Source organism: Salegentibacter sp. T436 (genome assembly GCF_001932675.1).
Classification (GTDB): Bacteria; Bacteroidota; Bacteroidia; order Flavobacteriales; family Flavobacteriaceae; genus Salegentibacter; species Salegentibacter agarivorans.
The window spans coordinates 2,527,004-2,549,646 of sequence record NZ_CP012872.1; the positions used below are offsets into that span (position 1 = coordinate 2,527,004).

The following is a 22,643-nucleotide window of genomic DNA, read 5'->3' on the forward strand; positions in this document are numbered from 1 at the left end:
TATTTTATTTTTGGGTCTTGTTTTCTGCCACCTTTTTCTTTAGGTTTACCTAATAATGGAATAAATTTCCTTGTTCTATTCGATTTTATACTACATATATCGAAATATATAAGATTCTATAACCCAAGCTTCCAAAATATATGAAACATAAGTTTAAACCTTTGTTTTGCCTTTTTCTGGCGTTCAGTTTTAATTTTTTAAGTGTAGCACAATCTGGCCGCACGCCTGTTAGGGCAGAAAATGGAATGGTGGTTACCAGTCATTATCTTGCTTCAGAAGTGGGGCGAGATATTTTAGCCCAAGGAGGTAATGCCATAGACGCCGGTGTAGCAACGGCTTTTGCACTCGCTGTTACTCTGCCTTCCGCAGGAAATCTTGGTGGAGGTGGTTTTTTGGTTTATCACGGGAGTAACGGTGATAAAACTTCTTTTAATTTTCGTGAAAAAGCACCTTTAGCGTCTACTCCAAATATGTTTTTAGGAAAAGATGGAAAGATTAAGGACAATTCTAATCACGAAGGTTTACTTTCCGTTGGAGTGCCAGGCACAGTTGCGGGACTTTATGATGCGCATCAGAAAATGGGAAGTTTGCCCTGGCAAGAACTTTTACAGCCTGCCATAGAACTTGCTGAGAACGGTTTTGAATCTACCTATAATATGAACTGGTTTCTAAATTGGGTAAAGGATAAAAAAGATGATGCTTTGTATGCGGCCACCGCTAAAGCTTTTCTTAAAAATGGAGAGGAAGTTTATAAGCCTGGAGAAACCTGGAAACAACCTGACCTTGCTAAAACTTTAAAGCGAATTCAGAAAAATGGAGCCGATGGTTTTTATAAAGGAAAAACAGCAAAATTGATCGCTGATTTTATGAAAAAGCACGGCGGACTTATCACCGAAGAGGATCTTGCAAAATATAAAGCTGAAGAGCTGGAACCTGTTACCGGTACTTACCGTGGTCACGAAATAGTTGCTATGCCTCCGCCAAGCTCAGGGGGAGTAGCTCTTATAGAAATGCTGAATATTCTGGAAGGTTTCAATTTAGAAGAAGCTGGACATAATTCTGCGGCTTCCCTGCATTTACTTACCGAAGCCATGCGCAGAGCATATGCCGACAGGGCCCTCTATTTAGGAGATCCTAATTTTAATCCTGAAATGCCTATAGAAAAAATAATCTCTAAGAAATATGCTGCTGAGTTGCGGGATGGTATTGAAATTAAAAAAGCTTCTATAAGTGATTCTGCCAATTTTAATAATGCACATTTACAATATGAAAGTCCGCAAACCACCCATATTTCAGTAGTAGATAATGAGGGAAATGCGGTTTCGTTAACCTATACTCTAGAACGAAGTTACGGCTCTAAAATCGTGGTAGAGGGCGCAGGTTTTCTGCTGAATAACGAAATGGGCGATTTTAATCCAATTCCCGGACATACAGATACTCGCGGACTAATTGGAACAGAACCTAATTTAGTTGCTCCCGAAAAACGTATGCTTTCCAGTATGACGCCTACCATTGTAGCAAAAGACGGTAAACCACTTTTGGTAATAGGTAGTCCCGGCGGAAGAACTATTATTAATACTGTGCTACAGGTAATTGTAAATACCATAGATCATAAAATGAATGTAGCTGAAGCTATTGAATCTCCTAGAATTCATCACCAATGGCTCCCCAACCGTACGCGGTTTGAAGATTGGGGGATTTCTCCCGATACAAAACGTATTTATGAAGAAATGGGACACGAAATTTATGAAGCAGGAAACCAGGGACAGGCAATGGGTATTTATATAGATTGGGAAAATAATTTAATTTATGGCGCTGCAGATTCCCGTAGCTATGATGGGAAAGCCTCCGGATTTTAATTCAATTTTATAATAACCTTAGAACTATTCGCTTTATTTTGTTTTATATTTATCTGAAAAGATTAATCAATTTTAAAAGATAAATTATGGGTCAACCAAAAGTAGCAGTGATATTTTATAGTGCCACTGGCACAAATCACCAATTAGCACAATGGGCCGGGGAAGCGGCAAAACAAGCAGGAGCAGCAGAAGTAAGGGTAAAAAAAATTCAGGAAACGGCGCCACAGGAAGCGATAAATCAAAATGAATCCTGGAAGAAATATGCCGAAGAAAATAAAGATTTCCCAACCGCAGAATTAGACGATCTTGAATGGGCAGATGCTATTATTTTTAGCACCCCAACGCGTTATGGAAACTTACCTTCACAATTACAGGCATTTTTTGATACTACCGGCGGGCTTTGGTCTAGCGGAAAATTAGCCAATAAAATTGTAAGCGGAATGACAAGTGCTGCAAACCCACACGGTGGTCAGGAAGCCACTTTACTGTCCCTTTATAAAACTGTGATGCACTGGGGTTCTATAATTGTAGCTCCGGGTTATACAGATCCTTGCTTATTCGAAGCCGGAGGAAACCCTTATGGAATTAGTGTAACTGCAGATGGGAATGCTCCCGGCGATAATATTAAAAAAGCAGTAAATCACCAGGTAAAAAGAACGGTAGAAATGGCTGGGAAGTTTAAAAGCTAGAAATTAAATCTTAAACTGGGATTATTTGAAAATGTTGAATCGTCAAGTTGAACTTGTTTCAGCCTCTAGTTTGATAACTGCTTTGATCCTGAAATAAGTTCAGGATGACAATTTCAAGTCTTCAAATAATCTCTTTTTTATAAAACAAGTTCTGTAAAAAGCCTATTTAAAGTTTTATCAAGATCACTGGTCATTCCAGGATGTGGTCGTGAAGTTTGAATTATAGAACTGCGTACCGCGGTAAGCCATCTAAACCTGGAAGCTAAATCTAATTGCGCAATGGGGCCGCCATTTTTACTTCCTTCGCAAATCTTTTTAAAAGAATCAAGATTAGTGCAAAGTTCATCTTTGTCCAGTTCTTCACAGAAAACAGCCAATCGCTTTTCATCAACTTCAAATAAAGCTTTTAAATATTTAGACTGTTTGCTAAACAAGATAATCCCCACGTTTAGAAATTCTTCGCGTTCAACCTTAGGCACCAGCCTAATTACAGCATATTCATATAAGTGCTTTTCTTGCATTTTCTGCTTCTTTTATAAAAATTTCTGAATGTGCGAGTCTAGTTGTTAAGAACTGCGTATAAACATTTTTAATTTCTTCTTCCGTTTCATCGGTATCTTCCCATTGTAGCCATTCTGAAGGAAGTAAGGATACAATTTCTTTTATTTTTTCGGGAGTAATTAATTTCCTGCAATACTCATCGGCTTCCTGCAACTTATTGGCTCTTGGAAGTAACACGTGATCTTTAATAAAGCTGAAGGGCGTTTTTGCTTTTTCCTGAACATTAGTCCACGAGTGGTGAAAATAAAATGAGGCCCCGTGATCTATAAGCCATAATTCTTTGTGCCACATCAGCATATTGGTATTTCTATACGTGCGGTCTACATTTGTGATAAGAGCATCCAGCCAAACTATTTTTGAAGCTTCAAATTCATCAACTTCGGTCACCACGGGATCAAAATTTATAGCACCAGATAAAAAATGGAGCGCCAGGTTTAATCCCTGGCTGGCTTGTAATAGATCCTGAATTTCTTCATCGCCTTCGGTTCTTCCAAAAGCTTCATCTAAATTAGCATAAACGAGTTCTGGCACCTTAAAGCCCAACGCGCGGGCAATTTCGCTCCCTAGAAGTTCAGCGATTAAAGCTTTTACTCCGTGGCCTGCACCTTTAAATTTCAGCACATATTTAAAATCATCGTCAGCTTCGGTGAGTGCCGGCAAAGAGCCACCTTCCCTTAGCGGAGTGATATAGCGGGTTACCGTAACCGTTCTTAATTCTGCTTTTTGCATAAATTGTTATAAAGCGTTAAAGTTAAGGTTTATGGCTCAATTTGAGATAATGGACATTTGGTTAATAAAGTATTATTTAAAGAGAAAATTCGGAAAGTTCTTTAACTTCACCGGCATCCATTCCTTCAAGTTTTTCGTTTCCAATCCTTACGCGCACCAATCTTAAGGTAGGAAAACCAACAGCGGCAGTCATTTTTTTCACCTGGCGGAATTTACCTTCTATGAGTGTTATGGAAATCCAGCTGGTAGGGCCATGGCGCTCATCCCTAATTTTCTTAGCCCTTTCAGGGAAGATAGGTCTATCTTCTAGTATAAAAGCTTTGCAGGGAAGCGTTTCATAGCTTTTACCGTTAATCCTTATTTCTACCCCGTTTTTTAGTTGTTGAATAGCTTTAGAAGTAATTTGTCCATCTACCTGAACGTAATATTCTTTTTCAATTTTGTTTCCGTTAACTTTGGCGCTTACTTTACCACTGGTGGTAAGAAAAAGCAAACCCTCTGAATCCTGATCCAGCCGGCCAACCGACATTGTTTCCGCAGGGAAATCACCTAACTCTCCTAAAAGTTTCTTTTTCTTTCGGGGACGTTCGTTAGTTATAAACTGACTTAAATATCCGTAAGGTTTATAGATTTTGAAATGGCGGTACACGGGGATAATTTTAGCGTAAAACCAGTTTTTTAATCAGGTCTTTTCCTAATTCCCGGTTTAGCATATTGATTATTTTCTCTTTACCATAACTAAGTTCTTCCCTTAAAACCGAAGAGCTTAATTGCACGAAAAGCGTTTCATTTTGAAGTTTTATGGCTGTAGTATATTTTTCTATTGCAGGACCCATTTCACGGTACCAGACATCTTTAACGCTAACTTTATCGAGACCACCCTGGAGTTTGTTATGGTCTACAAATTCTTTTAAAACTTCGCTTAAACTTTGATTTTCACTATTTCTCTTCTTCATTTTCATCTAATAAGGAGGTGAATTTTGTGTAATGGTAAATTTTCCCATCCCGGTTTAGTACACTAAACTTATCTTCTTCAGCAGAAATTACGGTCTCGGTCCATTCGTCAAATGGGGTTTTGTAATGTAAACGCAAACTGTCGTTTTCTATTTGTGCTGAAATTTCTTCTATATCTTCACTAGTCTTATAACTGCCATCAAATTGCGGCTTAACCTTTTTGCGAAAGCCTTCTTCGCCATCAAATTCAATATAATCTACCGTGGCATTCACCTTGTAGTTAATTACTGAATCTTCTGTAATCTCCACTCGATCAATTTCCCAGTAACCGGTAAGGTGTTCCAATTGTTCTTCAGGGTTGTTTTTCGCGCATCCTAAAAGTACGATTCCGAAGAGGAAAAAAAGAATTTTTTTATTCACAATTTAAAGAGTTTATAAGATTGATTACTGCTTTTAACCACAGCTTCTGTACGATCTGCGTGAGTGTCACTAATAAAAATTTGACCTAATTGATCTGTAGCCACCAAAGCTACAATATGTGCCACACGTTGCTCGTCTAATTTATCGAAAATATCATCGAGCAGTAAAATTGGATTTACTTTACTTATAGCTTTAATAAAATCGAATTGCGCCAATTTTAACGCAACTAAAAAAGATTTTTGTTGCCCCTGGGAGCCAAATTTTTTGATAGGGTGACCTTCAATTTCAAAACTTAGATCGTCCTTATGTGTGCCTACGCTTGTATATTGTAAGGTCATATCCTTTTGAAGGTTTGCTTCAAGTAAAGAAGCTAAATCACTATCAAACAGCTGACTTTTATAACTTATATCTACCTGTTCCTTGTTTTTAGTAATATCAGCATATCGCTTATTAAAAATAGGAATGAATTCTTCTAAAAAGGCTTTTCTTTTTTCAAAAATATACTGGCCTAGGTCACTAAGCTGAAGATTATAAACCTCTAAAGTATCACGATCAAAACTATGATTTGCGGCAAAGTATTTTAGCAAAGAATTACGCTGCGCGTTTATCTTTCCGTACTGAATAAGTTTATTGAGATAAACATTATCGCTCTGGGAGATCACACCATCCATAAATTTTCGGCGGGTTTCGCTTCCTTCAATTATAAGGTCACGATCGGCCGGAGAAATAATTACGGTAGGAATAAAGCCAATATGATCACTAAATTTTTCATAGGGCTTATTGTTCCGCTTTATAACTTTTTTTTGTCCGCGTTTAGCGCTTACTAATATTTGTTCCTCTTTTTGTGATTTTTCAAACTGTCCTTCAACCACAAAAAAATCGGCATCGTGATTAATGTTTTGGCTGGTAATTGGGTTAAAATAGCTTTTTCCAAAAGCCAAATGATAAATACTGTCTAAAACGTTGGTTTTACCTACGCCATTATTGCCTACAAAACAATTTATTTTCGTGTCAAACTCGAAAGAAGCTGAATCCAGGTTTTTGTAATTAACTAAAGAGAGTTGTTTTAAAAACATAAAATGCTGTTGTTCAGCTTTTTGATATTTGTATAATAGAATTCTGAAAGTAAAGCGAATGACCCGAAAATATTAAAAAAATACAAATAATTTCCCTTTTAATTTTGAATAAAAATCATATTTTTGCCACGCATTAAACAGTTTTTATGGCAACTTACAAGAAAAAAGGATATAAACCATCTAATAAGGAAGAACAGCAGAAACAGGTAGAAGACGAATCTACAACTGCTGAAGTATTTAACACTCTTGACGAAGGTGCTGGCAGGACCGAAACCTGGGTAGCAGAAAATCAAAAGTATATTTATATCATTGTTGGAGTAGCAATCGTAGCCGTTTTAGGTTACCTTGGTTACGAGCGTTTTGTAAGTGAACCAAAACAAGAGGAAGCGGCCAATGAAATGGCCCAGGCTCAAAACTATTTTGCTTCGGCTTTAAATGCATCTGGCGCTGAGCGCGATTCACTTTTCACGATGTCTTTGAATGGTGGTGAAGGTAAATACGGTTTTCTTGATATTATAGATAATTATGGAAGTACAGATGCAGCAAACCTTGCTACTTACAACGCCGGTTTTGCTTATTTGAATACAGGAAACTACCAGAAAGCAATCAATTACTTAGAAGATTTTAATAGCGAAGATGAAGTGCTGGCTGCTTTAGCTACTGGCGGAATTGGAGATGCTTTTATGCAATTAGAACAACCGGAAGAAGCTCTAGATTATTACGAAAAGGCTGCTTCTATGCGTTCTAATGAATTTACAACACCAAAATTTTTACTTAAAGCAGCAATAACCGCTTTAGAAGTAGGGCAACCAGCTGAAGCTGAAGAACACCTTCAGAAAATAAAAGATGAGTATCCAGAAGCTCCAGAAGCTGAGCAGGTGCCAATCTATATGGGGCAGGCTCGTGCTGCAAAACAATAATTATGGCTACAGAAGGAAATAACCTTTCAGATTACGATAAAGACCAACTTCCCGATGCGAGTGATTTTCGCATCGGGATTGTTGTTTCAGAATGGAACGATAAAATTACCGAAGGCCTTTATGAAGGCGCTTTTAACGCGCTTATAGAAAATAAGGTGCAGGAAAAGAGAATTGTTCGGTGGAATGTACCCGGCAGTTTTGAACTTATTTACGGTTGCAAAAAAATGCAGGAAAGTTATGATATGCTTGATGCGATTATTGCTATTGGAAGCGTAATTGAAGGAGAAACAAAACATTTTGATTTTGTTTGTGAAGGCGTTACCCAGGGTATAAAAGACTTGAACGTACAAAACGATACTCCAATTATCTTTTGTGTTTTAACCGATCAAAATATGCAACAGGCCATTGATAGAAGTGGCGGCAAGCACGGTAATAAAGGTACTGAAGCTGCCATAGCTGCTATTAAAATGGCTAAATTACGCCAGGACGCCAGATTTTAAATAAAAATATACATCGGCATTATTATGGTTGATTTCTTTTTAAGCTCGTTCGCTTCGGTTTTTTGAAGCAATTTGAGTAAATTTGAACTACCACAGAAAATCAACATATTTTGAAAATCAAAATTCATAAACCCAGAAAGAATGCCCGGTATAATTACACCCCACGTTATTATAAGGGGAAGGATACGGGTAATATTTATAGTTTTGATTCAAAATTTAGTAAGTATAAAGAAACTACGAATGCCATAGATTTTGGCTCTCAATGGGCTGAAGTGCGTAAATCAAGTAGAACCCGAGGAAACCGGGAGATTAATAAGCGATTGCTCATTATTATTATGGTGCTGGTTCTTATTTTTCTATGGATAATTGACTTTGATCTGTCCATCTTTTCCAATCAACCCTAAATGACAGATATAATTCAACTTTTACCAGACCATGTAGCGAACCAGATTGCTGCCGGGGAAGTGGTGCAACGCCCTGCTTCGGTGGTAAAGGAACTCGTGGAAAATGCTATTGATGCAGGTTCAGGGAATATCCAGGTGGTAATTAAAGATGCCGGAAAAACGCTTATCCAGGTTGTTGATGATGGTAAGGGAATGAGCCTTACCGATGCCAGGATGTGTTTTGAACGCCACGCTACTTCAAAAATTAAAGCTGCTGAAGATCTTTTTAGTTTGCAAACCAAAGGCTTTAGGGGAGAAGCATTGGCTTCTATAGCTGCGATTGCCCACGTAGAATTAAAGACTAAACCTGAAGATGATGAAGTTGGAACACAAATTAAAGTTGAAGGCAGTAAAGTTGCCAATCAGGATGTTTGTGTTTGCCCAAAAGGAACTTCGGTAAGTGTAAAAAACCTGTTTTATAATATTCCGGCAAGAAGAAATTTCCTGAAATCTGACGCGGTAGAAACACGGCATATTATAGACGAATTTCAAAGGGTGGCTTTGGCGCATCCACAAATTGCTTTTTCGTTATTTCATAACGGGAGTGAACTTTTTCAACTTCCGGAGACTAATCACAGGCAGCGAATTACTAATATTTTTGGAGGAAAAACCAACGAAAAATTGGTGCCGGTAACCGAGGAGACTGAGATTGTTGAAATTTCGGGATTTGTAGGGAAACCTGAGTTTGCCAAAAAATCACGGGGAGAACAATTCTTTTTTGTAAATAATAGGTTTATAAAAAGTCCTTACTTAAATCACGCCGTAGTAGCCGCTTTTGAAGGTTTATTAAAAGATAAATCTTATCCCAGTTATTTTCTTTTCTTAAAGGTTGATCCAAAAAGTATAGATATCAATATTCATCCTACTAAAACTGAAATAAAGTTTGACGATGAACACGCGCTTTATGCAATTTTAAGAAGCGCGATCAAACATAGTTTGGGGCAATTTAATGTAGCTCCTGTCCTGGATTTTGATCGCGATGCAAACCTGGACACGCCTTATGATTATAAAAACAGATCTGCTGAAGTACCGCAGGTAGAAGTAGATCGTAATTTTAATCCATTTCGGGAAGAAAATACAAGGACCCATAGAACGGGTTCAAACTCCTTTTCTTCAAACTTTAAAAAAGAGCGGGAAGAAAGTTGGGAAAGTTTATACACCGGTTTGCAAACCGAAGACACCCCTAAGCCGGATGCAGATTTTAGGGAAATAGAATTTGAAAGTGAAGAAGTAACAGGAAATTTATTCCAGCCTTCTGAAGATAAAGAAGAAAAATCTACCTTTCAGCTTCATAAAAAATATATTGTAAGTACGCTGAAGAGCGGGATTTTAGTAATAGATCAACACCGGGCCCACACCAGGATATTATATGAAGAGATGCTGAAAAATATTACCGTTTCAGCCGCGGTGAGCCAACAGTTGTTGTTTCCGTTAAACCTTCAGTTTAATACTCACGAAATTGAGATATTAAAACAATTACAGGATTCTCTGGAACAAACAGGATTTGTATTTTCTGAAGTAAAAAGTGATTCCGTAGAAATTGTAGGAATTCCAACGCTTATTTCAGAAAGTGAAGTAGAAATATTACTGGAACAACTTATTGCCGATTTTGAAAACGATGTTCCCGATAATGGTTTTTCTCAAACCGATTTACTGGCAAAGTCGCTCGCAAAGGGAATGGCGGTAAAATCTGGCACCTTATTAAACAATACCGAGCAGCAGCATATCGTTAACAGGTTGTTTGCTTGTAAAGAACCCGGGTTAAGCCCGTCTAACAGATCGGTTTTCGTTACTTTAACTGTAGACGAACTGGACAAAAAATTTATGTAAATGGGAAGAATTACCGAAACTGTAAAAGTACTTTTAATAATCAACATCATCTTTTTTGTTGGTAGCCAGTTTCTGGGCGATTATGCCTACCAGTTATTTGCACTTTGGTTCTTTGAGAACGATAATTTTATGGCGTGGCAGTTTGTTACCCATATGTTTATGCACGGCGGCCTTATGCATATTGTTTTTAATATGTATGCACTTTGGGCGTTTGGTGGCCCTATAGAACAAATGCTGGGGCAAAAGAAGTTTATTTTCTTCTACTTTTCGGCAGGGCTTGGAGCTGCATTTTTACATACACTGGTAAATTATATTGAATTTAAAACCGGTTATAATGCGCTCTTAGATGCAGGAATGAGTATGGGAAGCATAGAACAATTACTTAAAACGGGAGAATATTCTACCGCAATACTTGAGTCTGTACCCCGGGAAACGCTTCAGGGATTATATCAAAGCGTGAATACACCTGCGGTGGGAGCATCGGGTGCTATCTATGGAATTCTTGTTGCTTTTGGAATGATGTTTCCCAATGTAGAATTATTCCTTTTATTTGTGCCGGTTCCTATTAAGGCAAAATTCTTTATTCCTGCACTTATTTTACTTGATTTATTTTCAGGATTAACCGGATATTCGTTATTTGGAGGAGGTATTGCTCACTTTGCCCACATTGGTGGAGCCCTGTTCGGCTTTATTATGATGTGGTACTGGAAGAAAAACCAGTTTAACCAAAACCGCTGGGATTGATGAAAGGATCTGATAAATTTAAATACAAACTACAAACCGCAACGGTAGTTGAAAAACTAATCGCAATTAATGTGTTGGTTTTTATCTTGTTTTATCTTTTTAGAACCTTAACCTTTTTGTTTCAGTTACCATCAGATTTTTTACTGGAGTGGTTTTCTTTTCCGAAAGAATTAGGAGAATTTATTTTTAAGCCCTGGTCTATTATTACCTATTCTTTTTTACACGGTGGGATTTGGCATATTCTATCTAATATGCTCATTTTATACTTTTCCGGAATTTATTTTTTAAACTACTTTTCGCCAAAAAGGTTGCTTAATTATTTCTTTTTAGGAGTAATTATGGGCGCTTTGGTTTATATGCTTAGTTATAATTTATTTCCCGCATTTGAAGCTACCGGTAGATCTTATTTAATAGGTGCTTCTGCCGGGGTAATGGCCGTTTTAGTTGGTATTGCTACCTATATTCCCAATATGCGGGTTAGACTTCTTTTAATAGGAAGTATCAAATTCTGGTATATCGCCGCTTTTTTAGTGGCCCTGGATGTTATTCAGATTCCAATGGGGAATGCCGGGGGGCATTTAGCTCACCTCGGTGGTGCGGCTTTAGGCTATACTTATACTAAACAATTACAAAAAGGGAATGATATTGGTTCATGGTTTGAGAAAATAATGGACAGCTTTGCGGCTATGTTTCAACCTACCGAGCGCAAAGCCAAAATGAAAACGGTGTACCGAAAAACTTCAGATAAAAAATCTGGCTCGGGACCTCGTAAATCTTCTTCTTCTAAAAAGCTGGATAAAGATGAAAAACAAAAGCAAATTGATGCCATTTTAGATAAAATAAGCAAAAGCGGTTATGATAGTTTGAGCAAAAGCGAGAAAGATTTTCTATTTAAAGCCGGTAAAGAAGATTAAATGAAGAATCTTGGACTCATAGATAAGATCATTTTTATCTTTAATTCCCTTGCTGCTACGGCGCTTTTATTATCTTATTTGCTTGCTTTTATTCCTCCAAAATCTTTTCCATTACTCTCTGTTTTAAGCCTTGGGGTACCGATTTTAATCTTAATAAACCTGGTTTTTATGGTTTATTGGATTATAAGGTTGAAAAGGCAATTTTTGTTATCCTTCATTATTTTACTGGTAGGTTATAATTATGTAACTAATCTTTACCAGTTTAGCGGTGATACACTTACTTCTGATGATGAGCTGAGTATTATGAGCTATAATGTTAGAATGTTTAATTCTTATGGATGGACTGATGAAAAAAACATTCCAGAGAAAATCACCAATTTTGTAAAAGATAAAAATCCGGATATTTTACTCACGCAGGAGCATACCGTAGACGAAACCGGTTTTAAGGAAATATACCCTTATAAATTTGTACATAAAAAAGGAAGGAATTCTGAGTTTGGAATGGCCATTTTCTCTAAATATCCAATAATTGAACAGTCTTCTATAGATTTTCCACATAATGGGAATAATAATTCTATCTATACCGATGTGGTAGTGAAAAAAGATACCTTGCGTATTTTTAATGTTCATTTTCAATCCCTCAATATTAAACCCGAAATTGAAGATTTACGTAAAGCAGATTCTAAGAAATTGCTGGGTAGAATAGGGCAGGGTTTTAGTTTACAACAAGAGCAGGCCGAAATGATGATGGAAAAAGTGAACAAAACTCCTTATAAAACAATTATCGCCGGAGACTTTAACAATACTGCTTTCTCTTATGTATATGAAATGCTAAATAAAGATGACAGGTTTACCGATGCTTTTCTGCATTCTGGAGAAGGTTTTGGGCAAACATTTAAATTAAATTATTTCCCTTTAAGAATAGATTTTATCTGGGTAGATAACAACATTCAAATAAACGATTATACCCGTTTTAAAAATGAACTTTCAGATCACTATCCAATCTTAACCAGGATTAAAATTTAAGTTCCTGTGCTTCCAGGTAATTGGTGGTATTTGGCCCTTCATTAAAAAGAAGATCCAAAATACTTAAATTAGATAAAAACCCGTGTTTTTCTTTAAAAACCTGGGTGTATTCTTCCTGCTGAAACTTCAATTTTCCCTTAGCATTAATCAATGTTCTTAGGTCTTTTTTGTCTTCTGGATGAAGAATAAATTCTGAAGTTTTCTCGAAATCTAAATCCAGCTGAAGCGCATCTGTAACAAACTCCAAACAGGCATAATTGAAATCCATTAAGTAATTAAATTTCTTATGATAAAGCGGATAAATTTCATCTTCATAAAATTCAAAAAATGGTGAAGTTTGGTAAGAAGCTTTTAAAGCTCTCCAATGTTGCTTTTGCCATTCAAAATCGTTTTCAATTTTAACTTCTTTATAAAGTTGGTGCTTTCCGGCTTCTTTAGGTTCGCCAGTTAGGGCTGAGCGATGCTTAATAGGAATATTCAGCAATAATTTTCCATTGGAGTCATAGATATACATCCGGTTTCTATAGGTTTGTTTCTGGTAATTGTCTTCGTTTTCAAAAAAGACTTTATTAGCTTTTACCAGGGCAACAAACTGAGAAACCGGCCCAAAATAGGCCGGATGTATTAAAATTCTTTCCATTTAAGCGTTTTTCCTGCGTTTTTTGAAGTAATTAAAAGCGATAAGTATTACTACAATTATTAGGAAATAAGGCAGGTATGAGGTGGGTGTAGCGTCACCTTTAACGGTGGTGAAAACACGATCCCATCTAATTTTATTAAAGAAGCCCTGGGCATTGGCATCCCAACTCATCCATACAAATACAGGTTTTCCCACCACGTGATTTTCAGGAACAAACCCCCACGTACGGCTGTCTTCACTATTATGGCGATTGTCACCCATCATCCAGTAATAATTTTGCTTAAAGGTGTAAGAATTAACGGGTTGGCCGTTTAATAAAACCTGGGTTCCATTAAGACTGAGCTTATTGTTAATTCCCATCTCACTGCCTTCGTAAGTTTCTATAATTCGCTTATAAAAAGGCATTGATTCTGCAGTAAGATCTATCGTCACCCCTTCCTCAGGAATGTAAATTGGACCCATATAATCGTTATTCCAATTCAGTTTTCCATTATTCGGAAAAATGCTTCGATCTTTTGAACCTAATGAGTCAGAATATCTTTCAATACTGGTAACGTTGGGATGATTTTTAATTCGGTTATAGGCGTCTTCGGTTAAGGCTTTTATATAAAATTGATTGGTATTAGGGTTGTGGTAATAACCATCGGTAATATCATATTCTTCATATAAATACCTAGGGTTGAAACCCTGCCCGTTGGTAGTTCCAATATAAGTGAACTGAGTTTTTGCACGTCCCGGAAGCTGAAGCGGCTCGTTATTTACCACAACTTTCCCTGCACGAACTTCCAGAGAATCCCCGGGAATTCCTACCGCTCGTTTTACGTAATTAGATTTTTTATCTATGGGTTTGTAATAATATTTCCCATCACCATATTGCTGAAAAGCATTTACGGTATCTACCGGCCAGTTAAAGACTACAATATCGTTGCGCTCTATTTCTTTAAATCCCGGTAATCTCAAATATGGAATTTGAGGTTTTGTTAGATAAGATTTTACACCCAAAACAGGTATAGTATCGTGTACCATAGGAAACGCCACCGCCGTTCTTGGCAGGCGTGCACCATAATGAAACTTACTTACAAAAAGGAAATCACCTACTAATAAAGTCTTTTCTAAAGAGGAAGTTGGGATGGTAAAAGGTTGCATTACATAAGTATGCACTATGGTTGCAGCAATTACTGCAAATAGTATAGAGCTTATCCATTCGCCGGCGGCGGTCCTTGGTTTCAAGCTTCTATCTTCAATATATTTTACATCAGTTGCATAATTTATATAGTAGATATAGAAACCGAGTGTTATAATAGCTAAAATGGTATCGGTAGTGCTATGCCGGCCATAACTTCTAATGGTTTCTACCCAAATTACTGGGAACATAATAAGGTTTACAATAGGAATAAACAGAAGAATCACCCACCACCACGGGCGGTTTATAATTTTCATTAAAATTACTGCATTGTAAATAGGAATTGCGGCTTCCCAGGCTTGTCTTCCCGCTTTTTGATAAAGTTTCCAGGTACCTGCAAAGTGAATAACCTGAACCAGCAGAAAAAACAGAAACCATTGTGTAAACGTCATATTTTTATTCTTTGCTTATTAGTAACAAAATCCAGTGATTGTTACTATTTTTTGTTTAAAATTGGCTGGAAAGTACGTCTTGCATAGTGAAAACTCCTTGCTTATCCTTAAGCCACTCTGCAGCAATTACTGCCCCTAATGCAAATCCCTCGCGTGAATTTGCGGTATGCATAATTTCTATAGAATCTATATTAGATTTGTAAGAAACGGTGTGAGTGCCCGGCACATCTTCAATTCTTTTAGCTTTAATAGGGATTTCATCGGCAGCGGCGTGATCCAGTTGCCAATTGTTCTTTTTATCGTTTTCAGCAATTACTTGTTGCGCAAGGCTTATAGCCGTGCCACTTGGGGCATCTTGTTTCTGGGTATGATGAATTTCTTCAATTTCTACAGCATAATCCTCCATACCATTCATCATTTTGGCCAGCTTTTTATTCAGTTCGAAAAATAGATTTACACCTACGCTAAAATTTGAAGCATAAATAAAAGCGCTGTCTTCTTTTTTGCAAATTTCTACTGCTTTCTCATAATCATCTAACCAACCGGTCGTACCACAAACCACCGGGATATTATTTTCAAAACAGGTGGTAATATTTTTAAACGCTGCTTTTGGAACACTAAAATCTATAGCAACATCAATTTCCATTTTATTGATCTCGTAAGTATCAATATCTTCTTCAATTTTAAGAACAATTTCGTGACCACGGTTTAAAGCAATCTCTTCAATTGTCTTTCCCATTTTTCCGTATCCTAAAAGTGCTATTTTCATCTCTATAAAATTTTGATATTCTAATTAATTGGTAGTAATAAACGCTTCCTAAAACTTATAATGTAAAGATAAACCGTAGCGGGATTTACCGGTAAAATTATCAAGCCCCATATTAGGCTGTAACGTTAGGTCTTCACTAACATTAAATTGCTGCAAATGTGCATTTACGTTCGCATCAATAATATTTAATACGTAAAATCCTGCGATTACCAGTATCGAGATTTCTTTATTTCTACGGTAAAATTCCTGGGCTCTTATTAGACCATCATCAGATATTCTTTCTTCCCCATTTACGGTAAATTCATCTTTTCTTCCTGCAAGCCGATTTTTATAAGCATCCCTATACCGGTTCCATTCTTTATTGTTGTTTATATAAAAATAAACTCCGGTACCAATTCCCGCATATACCAAAGGGATTTTCCAGTATTTACCGTTATATGCCTGGCCTAAACCGGGTAGAATAGCCGAATAAAATGCTGCTTTAGCGGGTGCCAGGGCATTGTAAGGTTTATAATCCTTTTCTTCTGAAATTGTATCTATTACTTCAGGGTTTTCAATCCTTAAAGAATCTTCCTGGGCTGTTAGTGTAAAAACGAACAACAGAAAAAAGAGAAATGAAAATACCTTATTAGTCTTCACCCTGAATAAGTTTTTTTAGTCTAATAAAATCTTCTTCGGAAGAAAATGGAATACTAAGTTTTCCTGATCCTTTTTTAGTAACCTTCACATCAACTTTTGTCCCGAGATATTCTGAGAATTCTTTAATTCCTTTTTTGTAAGAAGTAGGAACTGCAGCGGTTTTTTTGGAAGTTTTTGAAACTTTTGAACCTTCGTTTACTTCACGCACCAATTGTTCAGTTTCTCTTACCGACAATGATTTTTGAAGTATTTTCTCATAAATATCCAGTTGCTTTTGCGGATCGCTAACATTAATAAGTGCGCGTCCGTGACCCATACTCATAAAGCCATCTCGCATTCCTGTTTGAATTATGGGATCCAGTTTTAAAAGACGTAAGTAATTAGCAATAGTAGAACGATTTTTACCAATGCGTTCACTTAACTGTTCCTGGGTAAGGTTTATTTCATCTATTAAACGTTGATAGGAAAGCGAAATCTCTATAGGATCCAGATCCTGGCGCTGAATGTTTTCTACCAAAGCCATTTCTAAAGATTCCTGGTCGTTGGCAATCCTTATATAAGCCGGAATAGTTTCTAAACCTACCAATTTTGAAGCACGATAACGGCGTTCTCCCGAAACCAGCTGGTATTTATCAAAATCCAGTTTTCTTACGGTAATTGGTTGAATTACTCCAAGTTCTCGTATTGAAGAGGCAAGTTCTTTAAGATTGTCTTCATTAAAACTTGTCCTTGGTTGGAAAGGATTTACTTCAATAGATTCTAAATCCAGTTCAACAATATGTCCAACCAGTTTATCGGCATTTTTATCTTCTGCAGATTGTATATCGTTTTGCGGATCTTTCAATAAAGCTGAAAGTCCACGTCCTAATGCTTGTTTTTTGGTCGCCTTCGCCATCTTCTACGAGTTTTTCTTTATAATTTCATGTGCCAGGCTCAAATAATTGCTGGCTCCTTTGCTGCCTGCATCATAGTTAATAATGCTTTCCCCATAACTTGGGGCTTCACTTAAACGCACATTTCTTTGAATGATTGTATCAAAAACCATCTCGCCAAAATGCTTCTGAACTTCTTCTACCACCTGGTTAGAAAGCCTTAAACGCGAATCGTACATAGTTAGCAATAAACCTTCTATGTCTAATTTATTATTATGAATTTTTTGAACGCTTTTTATAGTGTTAAGCAGTTTTCCTAAACCTTCGAGTGCAAAATATTCACATTGAATTGGAATTACCACAGAATCTGATGCTGTTAAGGCATTTAAAGTTAATAAACCCAGGGAGGGAGCACAATCAATCAAAATAAAATCATACCGGTCTTTTAAAGGAGTGATTGCTTTTTTAAGCATAGATTCCCTTTGATCCTGGTCTACCAGTTCAATTTCTATAGCAACCAGGTCAATATGAGCCGGTATGATATCTAAATTGGGAGAACTTGTTTTTTGAATGCAGTCTTCAGGAGCTATTGAGTCTTCAAAAAGCTGGTAAGTGCCTAATTCAACCTCTTCAACGTCAATTCCCAGGCCCGATGTAGCATTGGCCTGTGGGTCTGCATCTATTAACAATACTTTCTTTTCAAGTACTCCAAGCGAAGCGGCCAGGTTTACCGAGGTAGTGGTTTTACCAACTCCTCCTTTTTGGTTTGCAATAGCAATGATTTTACCCATTAAGTCTCTGTGATTTTTGAAGGGTAAAAATACAATTTATTACAGGTTTATAAAATGATTTTGTTAACAGCTTATACATAAAAAACCGATTGTTGCCGTAAATAGGTAACAATCGGTTTGATTCTGAAAAATTTGAATTGAAATAACTTCTATTTTAGACAGTTCTAGCTGCCTTTCTTAGATTTAATCATCGCTTCTAATTGATCCCACATTTCCTCCGGAATAGCTTCTAAGAGGTTAAACTGGCCTGCACCTTTAAGCCATTCTCCACCATCTATGGTAATTACTTCGCCGTTTACATAAGCTGAAAAGTCTGAAACTAAATAGGCGGCAAGGTTTGCCAATTCCTGGTGTTCACCAACTCTTTTTAGTGGTACTTTTTTAGCAAGATCAAATTTGTCTTTTAAATCTCCTGGTAATAATCTGTCCCAGGCACCTTTAGTAGGGAAAGGGCCGGGTGCAATTGCGTTGAACCTAATTCCGTATTTTGCCCATTCTACCGCTAAAGAGCGCGTCATAGCCAAAACTCCTGCTTTCGCAGTAGCACTTGGTACTACATAAGCAGAGCCTGTCCACGCATAGGTGGTCACAATATTAAGTACAGTTTTATCTTTTTGTTTTGTATCTATCCAATGTTTTCCAAGCGCCATGGTGCAGTTTTTACTTCCTTTAAGTACAATATCAATGATTGTATCAAAAGCGTTAGCGCTTAATCTTTCAGTTGGAGAAATAAAGTTTCCTGCAGCATTGTTTAATAAAACATCTATGCTTCCAAATTCTTTTAGAACTTCATCACGCATGTTTTCTACCTGATCGTAATGCCTTACATCGCATTGAACCGCAAAACATTTACCTCCGGTTTCATCTTCCAGCTCTTTGGCGGTGTTTTGAAGTTTTTCCAGGTTTCTGGAAGTAATGGCTACATTAGCGCCAAGCTCCATAAAGTATTTGGTCATTGCTTTCCCAAGGCCACTTCCTCCGCCGGTTACGATAATGGTTTTGCCTTTTAAAGCATCGTCACGAAGCATTTTTTTAGTAAAATCCATAATATATTTTTTAGTTGGTTAGTTTACTCACTAAGTGAGATTTAATATTTTAAGTCTTTTTATAAGTTATAAAACCTTCAAGGTTATTTTTATGAGTTTAAACTTCTTCCTCTATCAAAATTTCTAAAAGCTGAATAGCGGCATCGCTTATTTTAGTTCCCGGTCCAAAAACCGCCACAGCACCGGCATCAAATAAATATTGATAATCCTGCGACGGTATTACCCCGCCTACAATTACCATTATATCTTCACGTCCAAGTTTTTCTAATTCTTCAAGGACCTGCGGAACCAAAGTTTTATGGCCTGCTGCTAAAGAGGAAACTCCTAAAATATGTACATCGTTCTCTACAGCTTGTTTTGCAGCTTCTTTTGGGGTTTGGAAAAGCGGACCAATATCTACATCAAAACCAAGATCGGCATAACCGGTGGCTACCACCTTTGCACCACGATCGTGACCATCCTGACCCATTTTTGCGATCATAATTCGGGGTCTTCTTCCGTCCTGTTCGGCAAATTTATCGGCCAGTTCCCTGGCTTTTTTAAACGAAGTGTTCTCTTTCATTTCTTTAGAATATACACCGCTAAAGGTTTGTACTTTAGCTTTATGCCTGCCGTAAACTTCTTCCAGCGCATCGCTAATTTCACCTAATGTTGCGCGATGTCTTGCCGCCTCAACAGCTAAACTAAGCAAATTCCCGTTTTCCTTTTCGGCGCATTCGGTAAGAGCTTTTAGCGCTTTTTCAACTTTTCCGGTATTTCTTTCGGCTTTTATTTTCTCTAGGCGTTCTACCTGTTGTTTTCTTACTGTCTGGTTATCTACTTCTAAAGTAACCAGCTCATCTTCTTTTTCGAGTCGGTATTTGTTAGTGCCTACAATAATATCGGTTTCACTATCTATCCTGGCCTGTTTTTTAGCTGCGGCTTCTTCAATTCGCATCTTCGGAATTCCTTCTTCAATGGCTTTGGTCATTCCGCCTAATTCTTCAACTTCTTCTATAAGTTTCCAGGCTTTTTCAGCAATTTCGTCGGTAAGTTTTTCAACATAATAACTGCCGGCCCAGGGATCTACCGTTTTGGTAATCATTGTTTCCTGTTGAAGGTGCAACTGCGTGTTTCTCGCTATTCTTGCTGAAAAATCTGTAGGTAGTGCAATGGCTTCGTCCAAAGCATTTGTGTGTAAACTTTGCGTTCCACCAAAGGCTGCCGCTGCCGCTTCTATACAGGTTCGAGCTACGTTATTAAATGGATCCTGCTCGGTTAAACTCCAACCGCTAGTTTGCGAATGTGTTCTAAGCGAAAGTGATTTCGCATTTTTTGGGTTGAATTGCTTTACGAGTTTTGCCCAAAGCATTCTGGCGGCTCGCATTTTGGCGATTTCCATAAAATGATTCATCCCAATTCCCCAGAAAAATGAAAGTCGGGGAGCAAAACTATCTATATCCATCCCGGCTTCAAGGCCTTTTCTAATATATTCCAATCCGTCGGCTAAGGTGTAAGCCAGTTCAATATCGCAGGTAGCACCGGCTTCCTGCATATGATAGCCCGAAATACTTATGCTATTGAATTTGGGCATATTTTGAGAGGAATATTCAAAAATATCTGAAATAATCTTCATTGAAGGAGTAGGTGGATAGATGTAGGTATTACGTACCATAAACTCCTTTAAAATATCGTTTTGAATAGTTCCTGAAAGTTGTTCCGGTTTAACGCCCTGTACTTCGGCAGCAACGATATAGAATGCCAAAACCGGTAAAACCGCACCGTTCATCGTCATAGAAACCGACATTTTATCGAGCGGAATCTGGTCAAAAAGGATCTTCATATCTTCGACCGAATCTATCGCAACACCGGCTTTTCCCACATCGCCAACCACACGTTCATGATCGCTGTCGTAACCGCGATGGGTGGGAAGATCAAAAGCAACCGAAAGCCCTTTTTGCCCGGCAGCAAGATTTCTTCGGTAAAAAGCATTGCTTTCTTCAGCAGTAGAAAATCCAGCATACTGGCGAATCGTCCACGGCCGACTAACATACATTGTACTATAAGGACCCCGTAAATAGGGAGGAATTCCAGCCGCAAAATTTAAGTGTTTTAGATCTTTGATATCTTCTTTTGAATAAGAAGGCTGCAAGTTGATTTCTTCCGGGGTTTTATAGGTGTTGTTTTCACCCTCTTTTTGCCGCTTGCCAATTGCTGGTTCTTTTAATTCTATATGTTGAAGATCTTTTCTTTGCATTGCTCTTTTTTTTAATTATTCGACCTTTTCCTGCTTTATTCTTTCCTGCTCAATTTGTTCACTTATACGTCTTTCCAGGATAGGTTCTATTAGAGTTTTACGCGGATTTTGCTTTAAAAATGGATACAATTCCAGTTCATCTTTCATTTTGTCCTGCGGATTTTCGAATTTATTAGTACCTATTAATACCAATTCTCCACTATCAAATTGTTCCTGTTCCTTTTTAGCGCTTTCCTTTATTTTTCGCTGAATAGCTCCTTCTTTTAATTGCTTTAAAAAGCCACCACCTTTCTCTATTTCTTTAAAAATATCTAGGGCCATTTCCGCAAATTGTTTGGTAAGGCTTTCAATATAATAAGCACCTTCGGCAGCATTGGCAACCTTGTCAAGGTATGCCTCGTGTTTCATCACTAGCAATTGATTACGGGCAATCCTGTCTCCAAACTCATTGTTTTTATGATAGATAGCATCATAAGGCATATTATAAACCGTATCGGCACCGCCTAAAACAGCGCTCATACTTTCAGTGGTTGTTCGAAGAAGGTTTACGTTGAAATCGTAAAGTGTTTTATTTCTTTTGGTGGGTTGCGCCAGGATATGGCAGGTTTCCGGGATGTTGTATTCTGAAGCTAAAGTAGCGTATAGCCATCTTAGAGCTTTAATTTTTGCTATTTCGAAGAAATAATTTGGTCCGGAAGCAATTAGAAATTGTGGTTGTAATTTCTCGAAATTCGGGCTTTCCTGAAAATGGTTAAGATATTCGTTAACGTGCGCCAGGGCATAAGCCAATTGCTGTGGAATATTTGCACCGGCATTTTGATATAAAGCGGTATCTATACTGATTACCGATTTAAAATCTTTGGAATTAGTGAAAATACTGTTCAGGATTTCGTGGTCTTTTTGAAGATTATGGAACCAGTTTCCGGAACGGGCAAGGTTTCCTACAATATCAAATTGAAGAAAAACCTGATGCTGTTTTCCTTTAAAATACTCCCGAAAACGTTTGAAATAATTTTCAGAAAAAAAGCTGAAACTAAAGTAAATTATGGTTTTATCCAGTACTATTCCATCCAGTAAATTTTCAATAGAAATTTCTTCATTTGGAATGATAAACCAAAGGCTTTCGGTTCCTTTGTTAAGAATTTCATTTGCACGCTTATTACTTTTTTCAACAGAAACTACGTATAATCTTTCGCAAATGTTCCAGTTTTTTGGAGAAGGTGTTTTTATACTTTCTTCAACATCTTCACCACTATAAAAAGGTTTTATATTAATTCCGTCCAGGGACTTATAAACGAGTTTCTCGTTATAATCGGCTCCTTTTAGATCAAATTGTATTTTTTGTTTCCATTCTTTTGCAGAAACTTCTTCAAATTCCTGAAATAATGATTCTTTCATTGTGTGGTTTTT

The 22,643-nt window shown here is 37.3% G+C and carries 24 protein-coding genes; 9 read left to right on the plus strand and 15 right to left on the minus strand.

Going from position 1 to position 22,643, the window contains the following annotated elements; genetic code table 11:
- The first annotated feature begins 140 nt into the window (after positions 1–140).
- Positions 141–1,859 (plus strand): gamma-glutamyltransferase, encoded by a 1,719-nt coding sequence (gene ggt, locus AO058_RS11045; protein WP_075326612.1) that lies wholly within the window; start codon positions 141–143, stop codon positions 1,857–1,859.
- 86 nt (positions 1,860–1,945) lie between these two features.
- The gene (wrbA, locus tag AO058_RS11050) at positions 1,946–2,548 is read left to right on the plus strand and encodes an NAD(P)H:quinone oxidoreductase (RefSeq protein WP_075326613.1); all 603 of its coding nucleotides are present in this window, start codon (positions 1,946–1,948) and stop codon (positions 2,546–2,548) included.
- Positions 2,549–2,685: 137 nt separating this feature from the next.
- Here the strand turns inward: wrbA and AO058_RS11055 are convergent, their stop codons facing one another.
- From AO058_RS11055 to recF, 6 genes are all read right to left on the minus strand, one after another.
- Positions 2,686–3,069: a DUF3037 domain-containing protein gene (locus tag AO058_RS11055; protein WP_075326614.1), complete on the minus strand. Its 384-nt coding sequence runs from the start codon at positions 3,067–3,069 to the stop codon at positions 2,686–2,688.
- On the minus strand, positions 3,047–3,838 hold the full coding sequence (locus AO058_RS11060) for a HipA family kinase (RefSeq protein ID WP_075326615.1): 792 nt from the start codon (positions 3,836–3,838) through the stop codon (positions 3,047–3,049). Before AO058_RS11060 ends, AO058_RS11055 begins: the two co-directional genes overlap by 23 nt.
- A 76-nt stretch (positions 3,839–3,914) precedes the next feature.
- Positions 3,915–4,487: a pseudouridine synthase gene (locus tag AO058_RS11065; RefSeq protein WP_075326616.1), complete on the minus strand. Its 573-nt coding sequence runs from the start codon at positions 4,485–4,487 to the stop codon at positions 3,915–3,917.
- 10 nt (positions 4,488–4,497) lie between these two features.
- Positions 4,498–4,794 carry a DUF721 domain-containing protein gene (locus AO058_RS11070; RefSeq protein WP_075327954.1) on the minus strand — a complete coding sequence of 99 codons (297 nt, stop codon included), beginning with the start codon at positions 4,792–4,794 and terminating at the stop codon, positions 4,498–4,500.
- On the minus strand, positions 4,778–5,212 hold the full coding sequence (locus AO058_RS11075) for a lipocalin family protein (protein ID WP_083634172.1): 435 nt from the start codon (positions 5,210–5,212) through the stop codon (positions 4,778–4,780). The genes AO058_RS11070 and AO058_RS11075 overlap by 17 nt, the downstream gene beginning before the upstream one ends.
- Entirely contained in the window at positions 5,209–6,288 is a 1,080-nt protein-coding gene (gene recF / locus AO058_RS11080) for a DNA replication/repair protein RecF (RefSeq protein ID WP_075326618.1), read from the minus strand. Before recF ends, AO058_RS11075 begins: the two co-directional genes overlap by 4 nt.
- A 146-nt stretch (positions 6,289–6,434) precedes the next feature.
- Here recF and AO058_RS11085 point away from each other — a divergent pair, with 146 nt between their 5' ends.
- From AO058_RS11085 to AO058_RS11115, 7 genes are all read left to right on the plus strand, one after another.
- Positions 6,435–7,208, plus strand: a complete 774-nt coding sequence (locus tag AO058_RS11085; protein WP_075326619.1) for a tetratricopeptide repeat protein — start codon at positions 6,435–6,437, stop codon at positions 7,206–7,208.
- A gap of 2 nt (positions 7,209–7,210) precedes the next feature.
- Positions 7,211–7,708: a 6,7-dimethyl-8-ribityllumazine synthase gene (gene ribH / locus AO058_RS11090; RefSeq protein ID WP_075326620.1), complete on the plus strand. Its 498-nt coding sequence runs from the start codon at positions 7,211–7,213 to the stop codon at positions 7,706–7,708.
- Between the two features lie 110 nt (positions 7,709–7,818).
- Complete coding sequence (locus AO058_RS11095; protein WP_093302413.1) at positions 7,819–8,112, plus strand: hypothetical protein; 294 nt, start codon at positions 7,819–7,821, stop codon at positions 8,110–8,112.
- Complete coding sequence (mutL, locus tag AO058_RS11100; RefSeq protein ID WP_075326621.1) at positions 8,113–9,981, plus strand: DNA mismatch repair endonuclease MutL; 1,869 nt, start codon at positions 8,113–8,115, stop codon at positions 9,979–9,981.
- A complete protein-coding gene (locus AO058_RS11105) occupies positions 9,982–10,725 on the plus strand; it encodes a rhomboid family intramembrane serine protease (RefSeq protein ID WP_075326622.1) in 744 nt (247 codons plus the stop codon).
- Positions 10,725–11,639 (plus strand): rhomboid family intramembrane serine protease, encoded by a 915-nt coding sequence (locus tag AO058_RS11110; RefSeq protein ID WP_075326623.1) that lies wholly within the window; start codon positions 10,725–10,727, stop codon positions 11,637–11,639. The genes AO058_RS11105 and AO058_RS11110 overlap by 1 nt, the downstream gene beginning before the upstream one ends.
- Entirely contained in the window at positions 11,640–12,665 is a 1,026-nt protein-coding gene (locus AO058_RS11115; protein WP_075326624.1) for an endonuclease/exonuclease/phosphatase family protein, read from the plus strand. It abuts the gene before it with no gap.
- Here AO058_RS11115 and AO058_RS11120 read toward each other — a convergent pair.
- The 9 genes from AO058_RS11120 to AO058_RS11160 all read right to left on the minus strand — a co-directional run bounded on the left by AO058_RS11120 (position 12,655) and on the right by AO058_RS11160 (position 22,631).
- On the minus strand, positions 12,655–13,305 hold the full coding sequence (locus AO058_RS11120; RefSeq protein WP_075326625.1) for a WbqC family protein: 651 nt from the start codon (positions 13,303–13,305) through the stop codon (positions 12,655–12,657). The genes AO058_RS11115 and AO058_RS11120 overlap by 11 nt on opposite strands.
- On the minus strand, positions 13,306–14,880 hold the full coding sequence (gene lepB / locus AO058_RS11125) for a signal peptidase I (protein ID WP_075326626.1): 1,575 nt from the start codon (positions 14,878–14,880) through the stop codon (positions 13,306–13,308). It abuts the gene before it with no gap.
- A gap of 55 nt (positions 14,881–14,935) precedes the next feature.
- A complete protein-coding gene (dapB, locus tag AO058_RS11130) occupies positions 14,936–15,649 on the minus strand; it encodes a 4-hydroxy-tetrahydrodipicolinate reductase (RefSeq protein ID WP_075326627.1) in 714 nt (237 codons plus the stop codon).
- A 48-nt stretch (positions 15,650–15,697) separates the two neighbouring features.
- Positions 15,698–16,288, minus strand: a complete 591-nt coding sequence (locus AO058_RS11135; RefSeq protein ID WP_075326628.1) for a DUF5683 domain-containing protein — start codon at positions 16,286–16,288, stop codon at positions 15,698–15,700.
- Positions 16,278–17,183, minus strand: coding sequence for a ParB/RepB/Spo0J family partition protein (locus AO058_RS11140; RefSeq protein WP_075326629.1), 906 nt, complete (start codon positions 17,181–17,183; stop codon positions 16,278–16,280). Before AO058_RS11140 ends, AO058_RS11135 begins: the two co-directional genes overlap by 11 nt.
- 3 nt (positions 17,184–17,186) lie before the next feature.
- Positions 17,187–17,951, minus strand: coding sequence for a ParA family protein (locus AO058_RS11145; protein WP_075326630.1), 765 nt, complete (start codon positions 17,949–17,951; stop codon positions 17,187–17,189).
- Between the two features lie 164 nt (positions 17,952–18,115).
- Positions 18,116–18,997 carry an SDR family oxidoreductase gene (locus AO058_RS11150; RefSeq protein ID WP_075326631.1) on the minus strand — a complete coding sequence of 294 codons (882 nt, stop codon included), beginning with the start codon at positions 18,995–18,997 and terminating at the stop codon, positions 18,116–18,118.
- Positions 18,998–19,094: 97 nt separating this feature from the next.
- Positions 19,095–21,233 (minus strand): methylmalonyl-CoA mutase, encoded by a 2,139-nt coding sequence (gene scpA, locus AO058_RS11155; protein WP_075326632.1) that lies wholly within the window; start codon positions 21,231–21,233, stop codon positions 19,095–19,097.
- Positions 21,234–21,248: 15 nt separating this feature from the next.
- A complete protein-coding gene (locus tag AO058_RS11160; protein ID WP_075326633.1) occupies positions 21,249–22,631 on the minus strand; it encodes a methylmalonyl-CoA mutase subunit beta in 1,383 nt (460 codons plus the stop codon).
- Between the last annotated feature and the right edge of the window lie 12 nt (positions 22,632–22,643).

Excerpts from the sequence above, each read along its gene's own strand:
- ggt (WP_075326612.1), top strand. The coding sequence starts at position 141 with ATGAAACATAAGTTTAAACCTTTGTTTTGCCTTTTTCTGGCGTTCAGT.
- wrbA (WP_075326613.1), top strand. The coding sequence starts at position 1,946 with ATGGGTCAACCAAAAGTAGCAGTGATATTTTATAGTGCCACTGGCACA.
- AO058_RS11055 (WP_075326614.1), bottom strand. The coding sequence starts at position 3,069 with ATGCAAGAAAAGCACTTATATGAATATGCTGTAATTAGGCTGGTGCCT.
- AO058_RS11060 (WP_075326615.1), bottom strand. The coding sequence starts at position 3,838 with ATGCAAAAAGCAGAATTAAGAACGGTTACGGTAACCCGCTATATCACT.
- AO058_RS11070 (WP_075327954.1), bottom strand. The coding sequence starts at position 4,794 with ATGAAGAAGAGAAATAGTGAAAATCAAAGTTTAAGCGAAGTTTTAAAA.
- recF (WP_075326618.1), bottom strand. The coding sequence starts at position 6,288 with ATGTTTTTAAAACAACTCTCTTTAGTTAATTACAAAAACCTGGATTCA.
- AO058_RS11085 (WP_075326619.1), top strand. The coding sequence starts at position 6,435 with ATGGCAACTTACAAGAAAAAAGGATATAAACCATCTAATAAGGAAGAA.
- ribH (WP_075326620.1), top strand. The coding sequence starts at position 7,211 with ATGGCTACAGAAGGAAATAACCTTTCAGATTACGATAAAGACCAACTT.
- mutL (WP_075326621.1), top strand. The coding sequence starts at position 8,113 with ATGACAGATATAATTCAACTTTTACCAGACCATGTAGCGAACCAGATT.
- AO058_RS11105 (WP_075326622.1), top strand. The coding sequence starts at position 9,982 with ATGGGAAGAATTACCGAAACTGTAAAAGTACTTTTAATAATCAACATC.
- AO058_RS11110 (WP_075326623.1), top strand. The coding sequence starts at position 10,725 with ATGAAAGGATCTGATAAATTTAAATACAAACTACAAACCGCAACGGTA.
- AO058_RS11115 (WP_075326624.1), top strand. The coding sequence starts at position 11,640 with ATGAAGAATCTTGGACTCATAGATAAGATCATTTTTATCTTTAATTCC.
- AO058_RS11120 (WP_075326625.1), bottom strand. The coding sequence starts at position 13,305 with ATGGAAAGAATTTTAATACATCCGGCCTATTTTGGGCCGGTTTCTCAG.
- lepB (WP_075326626.1), bottom strand. The coding sequence starts at position 14,880 with ATGACGTTTACACAATGGTTTCTGTTTTTTCTGCTGGTTCAGGTTATT.
- dapB (WP_075326627.1), bottom strand. The coding sequence starts at position 15,649 with ATGAAAATAGCACTTTTAGGATACGGAAAAATGGGAAAGACAATTGAA.
- AO058_RS11140 (WP_075326629.1), bottom strand. The coding sequence starts at position 17,183 with ATGGCGAAGGCGACCAAAAAACAAGCATTAGGACGTGGACTTTCAGCT.
- AO058_RS11145 (WP_075326630.1), bottom strand. The coding sequence starts at position 17,951 with ATGGGTAAAATCATTGCTATTGCAAACCAAAAAGGAGGAGTTGGTAAA.
- AO058_RS11150 (WP_075326631.1), bottom strand. The coding sequence starts at position 18,997 with ATGGATTTTACTAAAAAAATGCTTCGTGACGATGCTTTAAAAGGCAAA.
- scpA (WP_075326632.1), bottom strand. The coding sequence starts at position 21,233 with ATGCAAAGAAAAGATCTTCAACATATAGAATTAAAAGAACCAGCAATT.
- AO058_RS11160 (WP_075326633.1), bottom strand. The coding sequence starts at position 22,631 with ATGAAAGAATCATTATTTCAGGAATTTGAAGAAGTTTCTGCAAAAGAA.